Annotated in this window: 17 protein-coding genes; 8 read left to right on the forward strand and 9 right to left on the reverse strand. The window is 62.0% G+C overall.

All coding sequences use genetic code 11. From position 1 onward, the window contains the following. Positions 1-252 precede the first annotated feature (252 nt). Complete coding sequence (locus RHP72_RS11510) at positions 253-1,008, forward strand: hypothetical protein (protein WP_003944763.1); 756 nt, start codon at positions 253-255, stop codon at positions 1,006-1,008. Between the two features lie 25 nt (positions 1,009-1,033). On the opposite strand, the gene nadE is transcribed toward RHP72_RS11510, so the two are convergent. Further along, positions 1,034-1,858, reverse strand: a complete 825-nt coding sequence (nadE, locus tag RHP72_RS11515) for an ammonia-dependent NAD(+) synthetase (RefSeq protein WP_003944695.1) — start codon at positions 1,856-1,858, stop codon at positions 1,034-1,036. Positions 1,859-1,926: 68 nt separating this feature from the next. Here nadE and RHP72_RS11520 point away from each other — a divergent pair, with 68 nt between their 5' ends. Then, complete coding sequence (locus tag RHP72_RS11520; protein ID WP_003944766.1) at positions 1,927-2,481, forward strand: nucleosidase; 555 nt, start codon at positions 1,927-1,929, stop codon at positions 2,479-2,481. Between the two features lie 19 nt (positions 2,482-2,500). Here RHP72_RS11520 and RHP72_RS11525 read toward each other — a convergent pair whose 3' ends face one another. Together RHP72_RS11525 and RHP72_RS11530 are read right to left on the reverse strand one after the other, a co-directional pair. After that, on the reverse strand, positions 2,501-3,280 hold the full coding sequence (locus RHP72_RS11525; protein ID WP_007736061.1) for an META domain-containing protein: 780 nt from the start codon (positions 3,278-3,280) through the stop codon (positions 2,501-2,503). Between the two features lie 35 nt (positions 3,281-3,315). Next, positions 3,316-3,915 (reverse strand): TetR/AcrR family transcriptional regulator, encoded by a 600-nt coding sequence (locus RHP72_RS11530; RefSeq protein WP_003944690.1) that lies wholly within the window; start codon positions 3,913-3,915, stop codon positions 3,316-3,318. 106 nt (positions 3,916-4,021) lie between these two features. Between RHP72_RS11530 and RHP72_RS11535 the strand changes: the two genes are divergently transcribed. Continuing rightward, positions 4,022-4,588 carry an NAD(P)H-dependent oxidoreductase gene (locus tag RHP72_RS11535; RefSeq protein WP_030534957.1) on the forward strand — a complete coding sequence of 189 codons (567 nt, stop codon included), beginning with the start codon at positions 4,022-4,024 and terminating at the stop codon, positions 4,586-4,588. A 55-nt stretch (positions 4,589-4,643) separates the two neighbouring features. Here the strand turns inward: RHP72_RS11535 and RHP72_RS11540 are convergent, their stop codons facing one another. Beyond that, entirely contained in the window at positions 4,644-5,471 is an 828-nt protein-coding gene (locus RHP72_RS11540; RefSeq protein ID WP_007736059.1) for a siderophore-interacting protein, read from the reverse strand. A gap of 291 nt (positions 5,472-5,762) precedes the next feature. Here RHP72_RS11540 and nrdH point away from each other — a divergent pair, with 291 nt between their 5' ends. The 3 genes from nrdH to nrdE all read left to right on the forward strand — a co-directional run bounded on the left by nrdH (position 5,763) and on the right by nrdE (position 8,696). Further along, the gene (gene nrdH, locus RHP72_RS11545; protein WP_003944717.1) at positions 5,763-5,993 is read left to right on the forward strand and encodes a glutaredoxin-like protein NrdH; all 231 of its coding nucleotides are present in this window, start codon (positions 5,763-5,765) and stop codon (positions 5,991-5,993) included. A gap of 82 nt (positions 5,994-6,075) precedes the next feature. Beyond that, positions 6,076-6,555, forward strand: coding sequence for a class Ib ribonucleoside-diphosphate reductase assembly flavoprotein NrdI (gene nrdI, locus RHP72_RS11550; RefSeq protein WP_003944767.1), 480 nt, complete (start codon positions 6,076-6,078; stop codon positions 6,553-6,555). Next, entirely contained in the window at positions 6,513-8,696 is a 2,184-nt protein-coding gene (gene nrdE / locus RHP72_RS11555) for a class 1b ribonucleoside-diphosphate reductase subunit alpha (protein WP_003944756.1), read from the forward strand. Before nrdI ends, nrdE begins: the two co-directional genes overlap by 43 nt. A gap of 61 nt (positions 8,697-8,757) precedes the next feature. Here the strand turns inward: nrdE and RHP72_RS11560 are convergent, their stop codons facing one another. Both RHP72_RS11560 and RHP72_RS11565 read right to left on the reverse strand, forming a co-directional pair. Then, positions 8,758-8,970, reverse strand: a complete 213-nt coding sequence (locus RHP72_RS11560; protein ID WP_003944723.1) for a hypothetical protein — start codon at positions 8,968-8,970, stop codon at positions 8,758-8,760. Between the two features lie 12 nt (positions 8,971-8,982). Beyond that, positions 8,983-9,900, reverse strand: a complete 918-nt coding sequence (locus tag RHP72_RS11565) for an SPFH domain-containing protein (RefSeq protein ID WP_003944699.1) — start codon at positions 9,898-9,900, stop codon at positions 8,983-8,985. A gap of 170 nt (positions 9,901-10,070) precedes the next feature. Here RHP72_RS11565 and nrdF point away from each other — a divergent pair, with 170 nt between their 5' ends. Then, positions 10,071-11,036 (forward strand): class 1b ribonucleoside-diphosphate reductase subunit beta, encoded by a 966-nt coding sequence (gene nrdF, locus RHP72_RS11570; protein ID WP_003944744.1) that lies wholly within the window; start codon positions 10,071-10,073, stop codon positions 11,034-11,036. Positions 11,037-11,111: 75 nt separating this feature from the next. Here nrdF and RHP72_RS11575 read toward each other — a convergent pair whose 3' ends face one another. From RHP72_RS11575 to RHP72_RS11585, 3 genes are all read right to left on the reverse strand, one after another. Beyond that, entirely contained in the window at positions 11,112-11,585 is a 474-nt protein-coding gene (locus RHP72_RS11575; RefSeq protein ID WP_083059848.1) for an NUDIX domain-containing protein, read from the reverse strand. Between the two features lie 66 nt (positions 11,586-11,651). Then, positions 11,652-12,746 (reverse strand): iron-siderophore ABC transporter substrate-binding protein, encoded by a 1,095-nt coding sequence (locus RHP72_RS11580; RefSeq protein WP_047271244.1) that lies wholly within the window; start codon positions 12,744-12,746, stop codon positions 11,652-11,654. A 49-nt stretch (positions 12,747-12,795) separates the two neighbouring features. Continuing rightward, positions 12,796-13,791 (reverse strand): ABC transporter substrate-binding protein, encoded by a 996-nt coding sequence (locus tag RHP72_RS11585; RefSeq protein ID WP_217018718.1) that lies wholly within the window; start codon positions 13,789-13,791, stop codon positions 12,796-12,798. A 349-nt stretch (positions 13,792-14,140) separates the two neighbouring features. Here RHP72_RS11585 and ctaD point away from each other — a divergent pair, with 349 nt between their 5' ends. After that, complete coding sequence (gene ctaD, locus RHP72_RS11590; protein WP_020907234.1) at positions 14,141-15,931, forward strand: cytochrome c oxidase subunit I; 1,791 nt, start codon at positions 14,141-14,143, stop codon at positions 15,929-15,931. Positions 15,932-15,997: the final 66 nt, after the last annotated feature.

A 15,997-nucleotide genomic window follows, 5' to 3' on the forward strand; every position in this document is an offset into this window, starting at 1 on the left:
GGTCCAAATATTCATATCTTGATCACTCCAGCTCAAGTGGCATCTATCTCCGTTTTCTCCATTGTTGGTCAATTGCCCAGCATTGGTCGTTTTGTTTAGTTTCTCCTACTTTTGGGGGAGCGAATGCACTTCGAATTGCCAAGGTGAATTGTCATCTGTTTGGATGACAAAAGAAATACCTTCGCTGTTGGTAATTGTCGACATGTGTTAATTTTGGCGCAATTCCACTCGGGATATGTGAAAGGTATTTCAATGTCGATTAATTCCACGCGCCGTGTCGGAGTCGTCGTAGCACTCCTCGGGGCAGCTGCACTCACCGCTCCGGCAATTGCTACTGCGCTTCCGTCCACCGGTTCTCTCGGCTCTTCTGCGCCGGAAGCCTCGTGCTCGACCCTGTCCACCGAAGCGACGCCGAACGGTTGGGGCATCCCGTTCACCGACGAGAAGGATCAGACCGCGTCGTACTCGGCCGACAACGTTCTCGACAAGGACGGTTCACTGAAGCTGGCCGTCGACGGTACCGGCGATCGTTCGGTTTCCTACCATTCGGCCGGCGGTATCAAGTTGTCCGACGCAGTCGGCAAGGCGATCGGCTTTGCCGAGCGCGCCGCCACGCCGACTGCGGCGTTCCAGCTCCGCCTCACCGGAACGACCGGCGGAAAGTTCGAGAACGGATTCACCACCCTGGTGTGGGTCCCGGGACCCGACGCCACGCCGACGGCTGACGGCGGCGTTCACGCGGATCTCCAGAAGGGCGTGTGGTGGAGCACTCAAAACATCGACGGCGCCAAGGACCGCGTGTCAGTGCCTTTGGCTGACATCGTCGCCGCGAACCCGAACGCGGTAGTCGACCACTACGGCGTCAGTGTGGGCACCGGTTCCGCCGCCACGTCGACGCTGGTCGATGCAGTGCAGTTCAACGGATGCACCACCAACTTCGCGAAGAAGGATCCGGCTTCGGGAACGGGTTCGCTGGGCGACGTCTTCGGCAGCCTGTTCGGTAGCTAGTCGCTGGTAAGAGCTCTGGTAGGAGTTACTTCCACCAGTCATCGAGGGGTGTGACCGGCACCGTGCGCTTGTGACGAGTGTTGGTGAACATCTTCTCGAGCTTCTCGGCTACCTCGGAGGAAACGTCCTTTCCTTCGAGGTAGTCGTCTATCTGTGAGTACGTGACGCCGAGGGCAACTTCGTCGGGTAGCGCGGGTCGGTCGTCCTCGAGGTCGGCGGTCGGCACCTTGCGCCACGTGCTCTCGGGTGCGCCCAATTCCTGCAGCAATGCAGCGCCCTGGCGTTTGCTCAAGCCGGTGAGCGGCGTGATGTCGACACCGCCGTCACCGAATTTCGTGAAGAAGCCGGTAATCGCTTCTGCGGCGTGGTCGGTACCGATCACGAGGTAGCCGAGCTGACCGGCAATCGCATACTGGATGACCATTCGTTCGCGCGCCTTGATGTTGCCGCGGACGAAGTCGCGTAGTTCGCCGTTTCCCAGCGCCTCGGAGGCCTCACGGGCCGTCGCGTCGGCGCCAGGCTTGACGTTGACCGTGAGAGAGCGGTCCGGCTTGATGAAGCCGAGCGCGATCTGAGCGTCGGATTCGTCGGCCTGAGCGCCATAGGGGAGTCGAACGGCGACGAACTCGGCCTCGTGGCCTTCTTCACGAAGTTCCGTGACCGCGCGTTGGGCGAGGGCTCCGGCGAGCGTGCTGTCCTGACCGCCGCTGATTCCCAGAACGAACCCTTTGGCGGGGGTCGAGCGCACGTAGTCCTTCAGGAACTGGACTCGCGCGCGAACCTCCGCTGCGGCGTCGATTGTCGGCTTTGTGCCGAGTTCTTCGATGATGCTTTCACGCAGTGTGGCCATGAATGGACTCTAGCGATGTGAGCAGGCGCGTGCAGTGCCACCGTATCCGGGGCGGTACGGTCGCGCACATGAGTGCGAACAACGTTCTGGTGGTCAGTGCGACGAAGTCGGAAGCGGCATACGTGCCGCAAGGATACGAACTGCTGATCACGGGGATTGGAAAGGTCAGTGCTGCAACAGCAGTCGCCTCTGCTCTCGCGCGGTACGAGCGGGATGATCTGCCGCTGGTCGTCAACATCGGGACAGCCGGTGCGCTGCACGCGCACCACGGCGGCCTCTATGTTCCCGGCGTCGTCATCAATCACGACATCAGCAGCACCGCGATCCGAGCGCTGGGGCACGACGTCGCGGACCGTTTGGTGCTCGCCGGCGGTGACGACTCGGTGTTGGCGACCGGCGACGCATTCATCGCCGACGCTGCAACCCGGGACGCCCTTGCGCAGCGAGCCGATCTGGTCGACATGGAGGGGTTTGCCATCGCATTCGCCGCGCAGGCTGCGGGTGCTACCTGCCGACTCGTCAAACACGTCAGCGATCACGCGGACGACTCGGCCTTGGACTGGCCCGCGATGATCGATGCCAGCGCCCGCGAGTTGGGGCGCTGGCTGCTCGACAACGTCTGATCGAGCCTGCAGCGTCTGGTCAAGCCTGCGCAGTCAGTATCAATCCGGTGTCGTCGGGCTTGCGCAGGGTCAGCGTGTCGGCGTCGACGGTGTAGCTCACTTCGCCGTCGAGCACCGCCAGGATCTGGCGCTCGATGTCCATGTTCTCCTCGGGGCAAGCCATACGCGTGGTTGCCATCGGCGTGAACGTGACTGTGGTGTCGGACGTCTGGGCGCTTCCGGTCATGCGATTGCATCCGGTGCTCCCGCTGACCGAACCGTCTGCGGCAATCGTCAGTTCGGGAGCTGACGTCTCCAGAGCCAGGCTCGTACTGATCGCATCGGGACTGATGAGGGACGTGACAGTCCACGTCGTGCCCTGCAGCGGTCGATCCGGCGTGACGATTTTCTTGTCCTGCAGGGTGACTGTGGCGTCCTTCGATGTCAGGACGAGGGTGTCGCCGTCGAGGCTCCACGCCGGCGCAGCGGTCAGCAATGTTGTTGTCCAGGAGTCGGACTCGGCGATGCCGGGAGGGCAGCCCATCATGGTCGACGCCATGGTGCCGGTGGTCAGCGTGCCGTCGTTGAACTCGACCGAACCGTTTGCCGTGTTGCATCCGGCGCTCGCGGACACTCGACCGGCCTGACTGAAGTCGAGAGTCAGCGGGCCGCCGCCGGGAATTTGTGTTCCATCCACGGAGGTCGAGATGAACACACGACCGGAGGGATCCGTCTTGTCTTCGGGGGAGTCGGACGAAGCGGAGCAACCACTTACCGCGGCGATGGTCAGGAGGCCGATGACGGCTGCAGCGATGCGCATGGGCTCACATTAAGTGGTGGGACGGATCTGGGGAGTCAACATCGAGTAACGCGCCGGGCAAGGTCTTCCCAGCCGGCCGCCAGGCGCTCGGTGGTCATCCCGAGATCGCGCACCTGATGAAGGACGAGCGACGCTTCGAGCGGTGCCAACAGTGCTGAAGCGAGCAGATCGAGGTCGCCCTCGACGCCGGCTCCTCGAAGAAGCCCGATGACGTGAGCGATGCCGAGAGCCCGGGCCGGACCGCCGAAGCGGTATTCAGGAGCGTTTTCCGCCGCTCGGAGGACTTCGCCCTGTACTTCCACCATGGCAATCCGGGCTCGTCCGAACGCGATGAGGCGCTCGATCGGCGGCGCGCCCGGACCCAACGGTGGGGGGCCGAACATGAATGCCTGCTGCAGTTCTCGCTCGGTGTGATCGAGCAGTGCCTGCATCAGTCCCGATCGATTGCCGAAGCGCCGAAAAACTGTGCCCTTGCCCACACCGGCTCGGCACGCGACAGCGTCCATCGTCACCGCGTCGACACCTCGCTCGGCAACGAGGAGGGCTGCGGCGTCGAGCAGAAGTACGCGGTTACGTGCTGCGTCACCGCGCTCGACCGGCGCGGCGCCGATCTGGGGGAGGGGGATTGCGCTCACGGGATCAGGTTACAGGGCCGGGGAATGTAAGTGGACCGCGGTCCGTTTAGTTGATATAACTTTCAACCGGAGCCACCAACCGCACCACTCTCGAAGGAAACTCGCTATGTCACAGACCAATGTTCTCGTTCTCGTCGGCAGCCTGCGCGCCGGATCCGTCAACCGCCAGCTTGCCGAGACGGCTGTGTCCGCCGCACCCGAGGGCGCCACGCTGACGGTCTTCGAAGGCCTCGCCGACGTCCCCTTCTACAACGAAGACATCGACGTCGAGGGTGCTTCCATCCCCGCTGTCGACGCACTGCGCTCCGCTGCGAGCGACGCGGACGCGTTCCTGCTCGTCACCCCCGAGTACAACGGCACCATTCCCGCAGTTCTGAAGAACGCCATCGACTGGATCTCGCGTCCGTACGGTGTCGGTGCAGTCAAGGACAAGGCTGTCGCAGTCATCAGCGCTTCGCCCAGCGGCAACGGCGCCAAGTGGGCACACGAAGACACCACCAAGGCGGTCCGTATCGCCGGCGGCAAGGTCGTCGAGGACACTGCACTGAGCATCGGTGGAACCGGCGCACTGTTCGGTGAGCTGCACCCGCGTGAGAACGCAGAGGTGCTCGCTCAGGTCTCCAAGGTCGTCTCCGACCTCGTCGACGCCGGCAAGCAGCTCGTCAACGCGTAATTCGTTTCACGAATGAGGGCCATGCCGGAAGGTGTGGTCCTCAATTGTATGCGCGCTAGAGCCCTTCGCGTTCCATCGCGTCGTCGACCGCGTCGCGAACCGACTCGAAATCCTTGCCGGCCATCATCGCTTCGCCCATCGCAGCATCGATACGGTCGGCGACGGCGGCGTACCGACGCTCCCAGTTCTCCTTGTCCTCCCGCCAGTAACCCATCACGTGCATGCGGGTTGCCGGGATTTCCCATGTTCGACGCAGGTGAGTGCGGATGCGTCTGGCGGCCGCGGCCTCGACTGCACACCAGATGTAGCCCTCGCCGGGGGGCAGGGCAGCGCCGGCCAATTCGGCGAGCAGCGAGTCCGATTCCTCGATCCATCGGTAGTGAGCGTCGGCGCGCGTCGTGAACGTCTGCTGTTCACTCGGCGCGGGTACCTGCGCGATGACGTGGATCGGTAGACCGTCGGGTGCTTCTTCGAGAATTCGCCCGATCGCGGGCAGAGCGGCGTGATCGGCGACCATCAGCAGCCAGTCGCAACCTGCCGGCGGCGTGAACCACCCGCTCGCCGTCGAGAGGTGAACGGTCTCGCCCGGTTGCGCAGTCGCGGCCCAGAGTGCCGCGCCGCCGTGGCCGTGGAGAACGAAGTCGATCTCCAGTTCGTTCTTCGACGGCTGCCAGCGCCGGACGGTGTAACTACGGGCGTGAGGGGGATCGAGGGGGAATCTGACGAGCACCCGTTCGTCGGGGCTCCCGCTCGTCTCGAAGTCGCTCAGGCCCTCCCCACCGAAGGTGATTCTGCGCATCAACGGTGTCACCTGCTGTGTTCTCGTCACGGTTGCCTCGTGGCGTGGAGCCTCGTCCTTCGGGGGTGTTTCCACGACGCTCATGGTAGGTCCGTGGCGCGGCTCCGAGAGGCTGGCGAGCACAAAAAGAAACTGTGACGCACGACACGCCGACGCGCCGGGAAATGAAGGCGCTGAACTGGGGCGACCTGGGAATTCCAACGATGTGACTCACAACATCTCGCGTTATGTGTTTCTGTCGGCCACTAGGTGTAGTGTCTTGAGCACTGAGAGACCACAACGCGGAACGCCTCGAGCGAGACTCCGGCAATCGGTCGTATCGGTGCTGAACATCACTACATCGGCCTTTGTTGGCTAAGCGAAAGAGGGACTCTCATGAGCATCACCGTCTACACCAAGCCCGCTTGCGTTCAGTGCAATGCCACCTACCGCGCCCTGGACAAGGCCGGTCTCGAATACAACGTCATCGACATCACCGAGGATGCCGAAGCCCGCGACTACGTCATGGCTCTCGGGTACCTCCAGGCACCCATCGTGGTTGCCGGTGAAGATCACTGGTCGGGCTTCCGTCCCGATCGCATCAAGACCCTGACCGTCGCTGCTTGAAGCGCCGCAGTGTCGGCGGTGGACACCTCCGCCGACACATCTGAGTAGTTCCGGGCACCGTACAAGAAAATGGTGACAACCGATGACTTCGCTGGTCTATTTTTCCAGCGTGTCGGAGAACACCCACCGATTCGTTCAACGTCTCGGCCTGCCTGCGACACGTATACCTATCCATGACCGTGACGGCTCATTTCGTGTAGACGAGCCCTATGTGCTGATTCTGCCCACCTATGGTGGCGGGGTCACCGTGACAGGGCGCGACACCAGTTATGTACCGAAGCCGGTCATTCGTTTTTTGAACAATCCACACAACAGGTCGTTGATCAGAGCAGTGATCGCGGCGGGAAACACCAATTTCGGTGAGTCCTTTTGCTATGCAGGAAACATCATTTCCCAGAAATGCCACGTTCCTTTTCTGTACCGGTTCGAACTCATGGGCACTGCCGAGGACGTCGACCGGGTACGAGAAGGCTTGGGGGAGTTCTGGAATCATCTCGAAACAGAGAAGGAGCACGGGCAGTGGCGCCAACCATCACTGACACGATCGCGGCAGGAAGCGTAGAGCGTGATGCGCGCGGCGGCGATTCCACCAACGGTCTCGACTACCACGCACTCAACGCCATGCTCAACCTGTACGGCGCCAACGGTGAGATCCAGTTCGAGATGGATGTCGCTGCAGCCCGTCAGTACTTCTTGCAGCACGTCAACCAGAACACCGTGTTCTTCCACAACCTCGACGAGAAGCTGGACTACCTCGTCGAGGAAAACTATTACGAGCCCGAGGTTCTCGATCAGTACTCACGTACTTTCGTGAAGTTCCTGATCGATCACGCGTACGCCAAGAAGTTCCGCTTCCCGACGTTCCTGGGTGCATTCAAGTACTACACCTCCTACACGCTCAAGACCTTCGACGGTAAGCGCTACCTAGAGCGTTTCGAAGATCGTGTCTGCATGGTTGCGCTCACCCTGGCCGCAGGCAACGAAGACCTGGCCGTCGAACTCGTCGACGAGATCATCGCCGGACGCTTCCAGCCCGCCACCCCGACGTTCCTGAACTCGGGCAAGAAGCAGCGCGGTGAGCCCGTGTCCTGCTTCCTGCTTCGTATCGAAGACAACATGGAGTCCATCGGTCGCTCCATCAACTCGGCACTGCAGCTGTCCAAGCGCGGTGGCGGAGTTGCCTTGCTGCTCACCAACGTTCGTGAGCACGGCGCCCCGATCAAGAAGATCGAGAACCAGAGTTCGGGTGTCATCCCGATCATGAAGCTTCTCGAGGACTCGTTCTCCTACGCCAACCAGTTGGGTGCGCGTCAGGGCGCCGGTGCTGTGTACCTGCATGCGCACCACCCCGACATCTACCGGTTCCTCGACACCAAGCGTGAGAACGCCGACGAGAAGATCCGTATCAAGACGCTCTCACTCGGCGTCGTGATCCCGGACATCACGTTCGAACTGGCGAAGAAGAACGAGGACATGTACCTGTTCTCGCCGTACGACGTCGAGCGCATCTACGGAGTTCCGTTCTCCGACATCAACGTCTCCGAGAAGTACTACGAGATGGTCGACGACAAGCGAATTCGCAAGTCCAAGATCAAAGCTCGCGAGTTCTTCCAGACCGTCGCCGAATTGCAGTTCGAATCGGGCTACCCCTACATCATGTTCGAGGACACGGTGAACCGGGCAAACCCGATCGAGGGCAAGATCACGCACTCGAACCTGTGCTCGGAGATCCTGCAGGTTTCGACGCCTTCACTGTTCAACGACGACCTGTCCTACTCGAAGGTCGGCAAGGACATCTCCTGCAACCTGGGTTCGCTGAACATCGCGAAGACCATGGACTCGCCCGACTTCGCCAAGACCATCGAAGTGTCGATCCGCGGATTGACGGCAGTGTCCGACCAGACGCACATCTACTCGGTGCCGTCGATCGAGCAGGGCAACAACGACTCTCACGCCATCGGCCTCGGTCAGATGAACCTGCACGGATACCTCGCTCGTGAGCGGATCTTCTACGGCAGCGAAGAAGGCATCGACTTCACGAACATCTACTTCTACACCGTGCTCTTCCACGCACTGCGTGCGTCGAACAAGATCGCCATCGAGCGCGGCTCGTACTTCAAGGGTTTCCCGGAGTCGAAGTACGCCTCGGGTGAATTCTTCGACAAGTACACCGATCAGGCTTGGGAGCCGGCAACCGACAAGGTTCGCGGACTCTTCGCCGATGCGAAGCTGCACATCCCCACTCAGGACGACTGGCGTGAGCTGAAGGCTTCGGTTCAGAAGCACGGTATCTACAACCAGAACCTTCAGGCCGTCCCGCCGACCGGCTCGATCTCGTACATCAACTACTCCACCAGCTCCATCCACCCGGTGGCGTCGAAGATCGAGATCCGCAAGGAAGGCAAGATCGGCCGCGTCTACTACCCGGCGCCCTACCTGACCAACGACAACCTGGAGTACTACCAGGATGCCTACGAAATCGGGTACGAGAAGATCGTCGACACCTATGCTGCCGCAACGCAACACGTCGACCAGGGCCTGTCGCTGACGCTGTTCTTCAAGGACACCGCAACCACTCGCGACATCAACAAGGCGCAGATCTACGCGTGGCGTAAGGGCATCAAGACGCTGTACTACATCCGTCTGCGTCAGATGGCACTCGAAGGCACCGAGGTCGAGGGCTGCGTTTCCTGCATGCTGTAAAGGGCTCCGCCCCCGTGCGCCTTTTCGGTAGTGGTTACTACCAAAAAGGCGCACAGGGGTATCAGGCCGGCGGGCGGCCGGGACCGTGCATCTTGCCGGCATTCTTCGGCATTCGACCGTGCTCGGTGAGTGCGCGCCGAAGGAGAAACTCGATCTGGGCGTTGGTACTTCGGAGATCGTCGGCGGCCCAGCGGGCGAGGGCGTCGTGTACCGCTGGGTCCAACCGAAGAAGGATCTTCTTACGCTCGGATCGCGGAGCTGGATCCGTGGCCATGTGGCCTTTCCTTTACTGGTAGAGCGAACCGGTGTTCAGCACCGGTTGTGCGTCGCGGTCGCCGCACAGCACGACCAGAAGGTTACTGATCATCGTGGCCTTGCGTTCCTCGTCGAGTTCGACGACGTGCTTCTCCTCGAGCTGCTTGAGTGCCATGTCGACCATGGACACCGCGCCTTCGACGATTTGCTTGCGGGCGGCTATCACAGCACCCGCTTGCTGGCGCCGAAGCATCGCGCTGGCGATCTCCGGTGCATACGAGAGCCTGTTGATGCGTGTCTCGATAACTTCGACACCCGCCGCACGCACGCGGGCGTGAACCTCCTCCGACAAGGTGGTGGTGATGATATCGGCGTTCTCGCGCAACGAGACTCGGCCTTCGGCGTCGTACGGGTAGCTACCGGCGATATGGCGGACGGCCGCCTCGGTCTGTACGGAGACGAACTCCTCGTAATCGTCCACCTGGAACGAGGCGAGCGCTGTGTCGGCCACCTGCCAGACGACCACCGCCGAGATCTCGATGGGATTGCCGTCGGCGTCGTTCACTTTCGCCTGACCGGTCTCATGGTTTCGGATGCGCGTCGAGATCGATCGACGGACCGTCAGCGGATTTGTCCATCGCAGTCCCGGCGTGCGCAGGGTGCCGCTGTACGAGCTTCCGAGAAGTTGCAGAACTCGGGCTTGATTCGGTTGCACCAAGGTCAGGCCCATCAGGAGGGGGAGTGACGCGATGAACAGCACCACTCCGACCGGAATCAGGGCGAAGAGTCCCAGAACTCCGCCAACGACGGACAGCGCGATTCCGGCCAGGAAGAGAAGGACGCCGCCGAGGAGCATCCAGCTGCCGGACAGGTCCCAGCCTGGGCGTTCGGCGATCGTTGTGGTGGCGACACCGGTCGGTTTCTCGGCCACGGTGGGTGTGCTGGTCATGCGAGACTCGCTTTCCATCGGTAAGTGATATTTAATTGATATCACATTTTTTGTACTCGTGGAGGGGTGCGTGCGACACATGTTGTTGTGTTGGCATCGCGGACCCGACACAACGGGTAGTGTTCAGGCAAGCCAACATTCGGCAGTATCTCTCTCGCTAGGTAGGAATTATGGTCAAGCTGGTCAGTCGCGTTTCCGCCATCAACTGGAATCGCGTCCAGGACGAGAAGGACGCCGAGGTATGGGATCGCCTCGTCAGCAACTTCTGGCTGCCCGAAAAGGTGCCGGTCTCCAACGACATCCCGTCCTGGGGAACGCTGACCGCGCAGGAGCAGCAGCTCACCATGCGCGTCTTCACGGGCCTGACGCTGCTCGACACCATCCAGGGAACGGTCGGCGCCGTCAGCCTCATCCCGGACGCGATCACTCCCCACGAAGAAGCGGTGTACACCAACATTGCCTTCATGGAATCGGTGCACGCGAAGAGTTACAGCTCGATCTTCTCGACGCTGTGCTCCACCCCCGACATCGACGACGCGTTCCGCTGGTCGGAGGAGAACCCCAACCTGCAGCGCAAGGCGCAGATCGTTCTCGACTACTACAACGGCGAGTCGCCGCTCAAGCGTAAGGTCGCATCGACGCTCCTCGAGAGCTTCCTCTTCTACTCCGGCTTCTACCTGCCGATGTACTGGTCCTCGCGAGCCAAGCTCACCAACACCGCAGACCTCATCCGCCTCATCATCCGCGACGAGGCCGTGCACGGGTACTACATCGGCTACAAGTACCAGAAGGGCCTCGAACAGCTCACCGAGGCCGAGCGTGAAGAGCTCAAGAACTACACGTTCGAGTTGCTCTTCGAGCTCTACGAGAACGAGGTCGACTACACCCAGGACCTCTACGACGGCGTCGGTCTGACCGAGGATGTCAAGAAGTTCCTGCGCTACAACGCCAACAAGGCGCTCAACAATCTCGGCTACGAAGGCCTCTTCCCGAAGGACGAGACGGACGTCAATCCGGCTATCCTGTCGGCACTTTCACCGAATGCGGACGAGAATCACGACTTCTTCTCCGGCTCGGGTAGCTCCTACGTCATCGGCAAGGCAGTCAACACCGAAGACGACGACTGGGATTTCTAGAGCGACCCTGCACCCAACGAAGCCCGACTCCTGCACACGCGGGAATCGGGCTTCGGTCGTCGATGGGGGAGTGGGTCAGCGCTGAAACCACGCTTCCGGCTTGTCCAGCAATGCTTTTGCGAGGCGCAGACGCGAGGTTTCCGTCATGTCCGAAGGCAATCCGCTCGGCGCGAACCACGCGACCTCGAGGTTTTCGTCGTCCGCCACGTGTGCATCTCCGCCGGTCCACCTGGCCAGGAAGCAGACGTCGAGGTACTGAGTCACGTCACCATTGGGGTACGTAATGGGTTCTGTGACATCGACACTCGTGATCCGAATCAATTCGGCGTCGACGCCGGTTTCTTCCTTCGCCTCCCGCACCGCCGCCGCCGACGGTTCCTCTCCGGGCTCGAGAACGCCGGACACGACGGCCCACTGACCGTTGTCGGCGCGGCGGGTGAGCAGGACCCGACCGTCGTCGTCGCGGATCACGACGCTCACTCCGGACAGCCAGAGCGGCGCATGACCGACCTTCTCGCGCAGTGCAACAATGAATTCGGGGATCGGCATGATCAGAACCCGAACTTCACAGCTGGGGCGAACCGCTTCGAATGTCGGAGTTGTGGTTCGTTCCAGTCAGCTCGCATATCCGTTCAAGGTTCCCTTCAAGTCCGCCAATACGGCACGGGCAGCAGTCATCCCGTTTCCGTTCCAGATGTCGTCTTCCGCTACGAACACACGTCGGTCGGTGGCAGCGGCGAGGTCCTGCCACTGGTCGCTCTTCATGACCTCGGTGCCGTAGCTACGACCGTTCGGCCCGTCGAAGAGGACGTAGATCAAGTCCCCTTCGGCGGCGCTGAGATCGTCGGCCGGAATCGGTGCCGTGGTCGCATCGGTCAATCGCTGCGCCGGTGGGCGCCGGACGCCGACGTCGCTGAGGATCTGTCCGGCGAAGGATGCAGGGCCCTCGATCTGCAGGTCCTTCGAACCGAACCGAACCACTGATGCCTGCGTCTGCGATGCATTCAATGCGTCGCCGAGCTGCACGACGTCCTGCTGGTAGCGGTCCAGCTCCGTCGCAGCCGCGGACGAACGGCCAAGTGCCTGGCCGGCGAGGGCGAACTGCGCTTTCCAGTACACGGGATCCGAGCCGGCGAACACGGTGGGGGCAATGGCGTCGAGTTGCCCGTACAAGCCGTCGGACGCCGGACTGGACCCGAGGATCAAGTCCGGCGCGGCGGCCTTCACGGCGTTGACGTCAGGTGCGCTCACGGGGCCGACACTCGGAATCTCCGAGATGCCGAAACCCAGGTACGACGGTTGAGGTGAGTCGACACCGGTCGCGGCGCCCACTACCCGCTCCCACAGGCCGAGGGCGCACACGGCGTCCATCGAGACGCTGTCGAGGACCACGATCCGTTGGGGATCGGAAGGAACCTCGGTTTCACCCGCAGTGTGTACGACTCGACGCTTCACCCCGGGGCCCGCTCCCGGGTCGGCTTGCGTCGGCGTCGGGCACGCGGTGGCGGTGTCGCGTTCGATGCCCATCACGCCGGCACCGGCGATCGACGTAGTGGTCCGGACGATGGTGCTCGCGGGATCGTCCGACGAGTCGGACGAGCAACCACCGAGGACGAGCATCGTGGCGGCGATCCCCAGGATCGAGACACGACGAACGGACGTGCGGGCGGTCGTGCGTGAGAGAACAGACGTGCGTGAGAGAACAGACAAGTCGACGGCTTCCTGTGTGAGCGGGCGCCGTTCAGGTTAGCTGTTCGACTCAGCTGTTCTGCTTGTCCACCTCGAACGTGTCCGAGAGGTCGTCGAGGATCATGTGCGCGCCCTGGATGCTGACCGGCGACATCCACCGTGAATCGTCCACGTCGACCTTGCGTCCTCGAAGCGTCTGCCACAGCGGGCTCTCGAGGAACGGCTTCGCAGCTTCGGCGCTCTTGCCCTCGGCGTCCTGCCAGGTGCTGATGAAGATGACGTCCGCGTCGGCTTCGTTGATCAGCTCGGGGCTGATCTTCATCATGATGTTGCCGGCATCGGCGGGGTCAGGTCCCTGGTTGTCCGGGCGCTTCAATCCGGCGTCCTGAAGAACGATGCCGCTGAACGAGGTGGTGCGGTAGAGACGTGCGGTCGGTTCACCGGCGAACCGGACTACCGAGATGACCGGGTTGTTCGCCTTCTCGTTGATTTCCTTGCCGACGGCAGCCGCGCGTGTTTCGTATTCGGTGATCTTCGCCTCGGCCAGCGATTCCTTGCCCAGCGCTTCACCGACTACGCGGATGTTGTCCTTCCACGTCGGACCGGTCGTCTGGGTGAAGACGGTGGGCGCGATTGCGGAGAGCTGCTCGTAGTTCTTCCCGTCGCGGACCTCGGCGGAGATGATGAGGTCCGGCTGCAGTGCGGCGATCTTCTCGAGGCTTGCACTGCTGACCGTGCCGACCGAGACGGCGTCCGCGGCGAATTCCTCCCGCGAGGATCCGAGGTAGTCGGGCAGACCGGGCTCGCGGTAGTCGACGTAGCCGACGAGCGGGGATTCGAGGAGAAGGACGGCGTCGGTGAAGCTGTTGTCGAGCGCGACGATCCGCTGGGGTGCTGCCGGGATTTCGGTGCTTCCACGGAAGTGTTCGATCGCGCGGGGGAATGCGCCCGACTCGGTCGAGGTGGTGGTTGCAGCGGGCTCGTCGTTACTCGAGCAGGCTGGAACGACCAAGGCGATCGAGGCTGCGACGGCTACCAGCGCGGCGCGGCGGGGAAAGAATTTCACTGAATACTCCTGAGGTGAGTTAGGCGAGGGTGACCTTACCAGTGGAGGAGATGGCCGAAAACGGACACCGGCCGAATTCTTCGACGGGTACGACACGCCGATTCGGAAGTGGGTTCGGACTCCCGAGGGAACATAAACCGCAGGTCGTTCGTTTGGTGCCCCCAAAAACGGATGCTCGAGTACGACGCAGAGTAGGACCGGGTCGCGGTGCCTCGGAGTCACGGTCTACGATTCGATGAGCGCAAGCCAGAAGCCGTTGTCCGCAGCCCGGGCGACGGACCCTGCGGGCGCAACCAAGGGCTCTTTGACGGAGTCTGCGGAGCGACCAAAGGCACATTCAGGAGGATCAGTGACTGCCGTAGCGCCCCAGCCAGTCCCCACGATAGCGCCGGCCAGGCCTTACCCGCCGCGGCAGGGACCCAAGGGCTCATTCATTTTCAAGATGATCACGACCACCGATCCCAAGGTGCTCGGAATCATGTACTTGGCGACTTCCATCGCCTTCTTCCTCATCGGTGGCCTCATGGCACTGATGATGCGTGCCGAACTTGCTGTACCCGGCATGCAGTTCCTTTCCAACGAACAGTTCAACCAGCTGTTCACCATGCACGGCACGATCATGCTGCTGCTGTACGCGACCCCGATCGTCTTCGGCTTCGCGAACTACATTCTTCCGCTCCAGATCGGTGCACCCGACGTCGCGTTCCCGCGCCTGAACGCGTTCAGCTACTGGCTGTACCTGTTCGGTGCGATCATCACGACGGCCGGATTCGTCACGCCCGGTGGCGCAGCAGACTTCGGTTGGACGGCATACACGCCGCTGACCAGCGCGCTGCACAGCCCCGGCGTCGGCGCCGACCTGTGGGTCCTGGGTCTGGCCGTCGCCGGCCTCGGCACCATCCTCGGTGGCGTCAACATGGTCACCACCGTGATCTGCCTGCGCGCACCCGGTATGACCATGTTCCGCATGCCGATCTTCACCTGGAACATCTTCATCACCAGCATCCTGATCCTGCTGGCGTTCCCGCTGCTGACCGCTGCATTCATGGGCTTGTTCGTCGACCGCCATCTCGGTGGGCACATCTTCGACCCGGCAACGGGCGGTGTGCTCCTGTGGCAGCACCTGTTCTGGTTCTTCGGTCACCCCGAGGTGTACATCATCGCGCTGCCGTTCTTCGGCATCGTCTCGGAGATCTTCCCGGTCTTCAGCCGTAAGCCGATCTTCGGCTACAGCGGCCTGGTGTACGCAACATTGGCCATCGCCGCTCTGTCGATCGCAGTGTGGGCCCACCACATGTACGCAACCGGCGCTGTTCTCCTGCCGTACTTCTCGTTCATGACGTTCCTGATCGCCGTGCCGACAGGTGTGAAGATCTTCAACTGGATCGGCACGATGTGGAAGGGGCAGTTGACCTTCGAATCGCCGATGCTGTTCTCGATCGGCTTCCTGATCACCTTCCTCTTCGGTGGTCTGTCGGGTGTCATCCTCGCGAGCCCGCCGCTCGACTTCCACGTCACGGACAGCTACTTCGTCGTCGCCCACTTCCACTACGTGGTCTTCGGCACGGTCGTGTTCGCCACGTACGCCGGTATCTACTTCTGGTTCCCGAAGATGACCGGTCGCATGATGGACGAGCGCCTCGGCAAGTGGCACTTCTGGACCACGTTCGTCGGTTTCCACGGCACGTTCCTCGTTCAGCACTGGCTCGGCGCCGAAGGTATGCCGCGTCGTTACGCCGACTACCTGCCCTCGGACGGGTTCACGGTTCTGAACTCGGTGTCCACGATCTTCGCCTTCGTACTCGGTGCCTCGACGCTTCCGTTCATCTGGAACGTCTTCAAGAGCTACCGCTACGGCGAAGTTGTCACCGTCGACGATCCGTGGGGTTACGGAAACTCGCTGGAGTGGGCAACCACCTGCCCGCCGCCGCGTCACAACTTCACCGAGTTGCCGCGCATCCGTAGCGAGCGTCCGGCGTTCGAGCTGCACTACCCGCACATGGTGGAGCGGATGCGCGCGGAAGCGCACGTCGGCCCCGGCCACGGCGGGAAGAACGCCAGCACCGTGCTCGAAGATGCTCGTCACGAGCCGCTCACGGTCGGGGACGAAGGCGACCCCGGAACCGACAGCCGCTCCTGAGCGAAGTAACACACTGAAGTAATCAGCGAAGGCCCCGCCCGAGTAACGGGTGGGGCCTTTCGCTTG

Source organism: Rhodococcus sp. SG20037, from assembly GCF_031763325.1.
In the GTDB taxonomy this organism is placed as follows: Bacteria; Actinomycetota; Actinomycetes; order Mycobacteriales; family Mycobacteriaceae; genus Rhodococcus_F; species Rhodococcus_F qingshengii.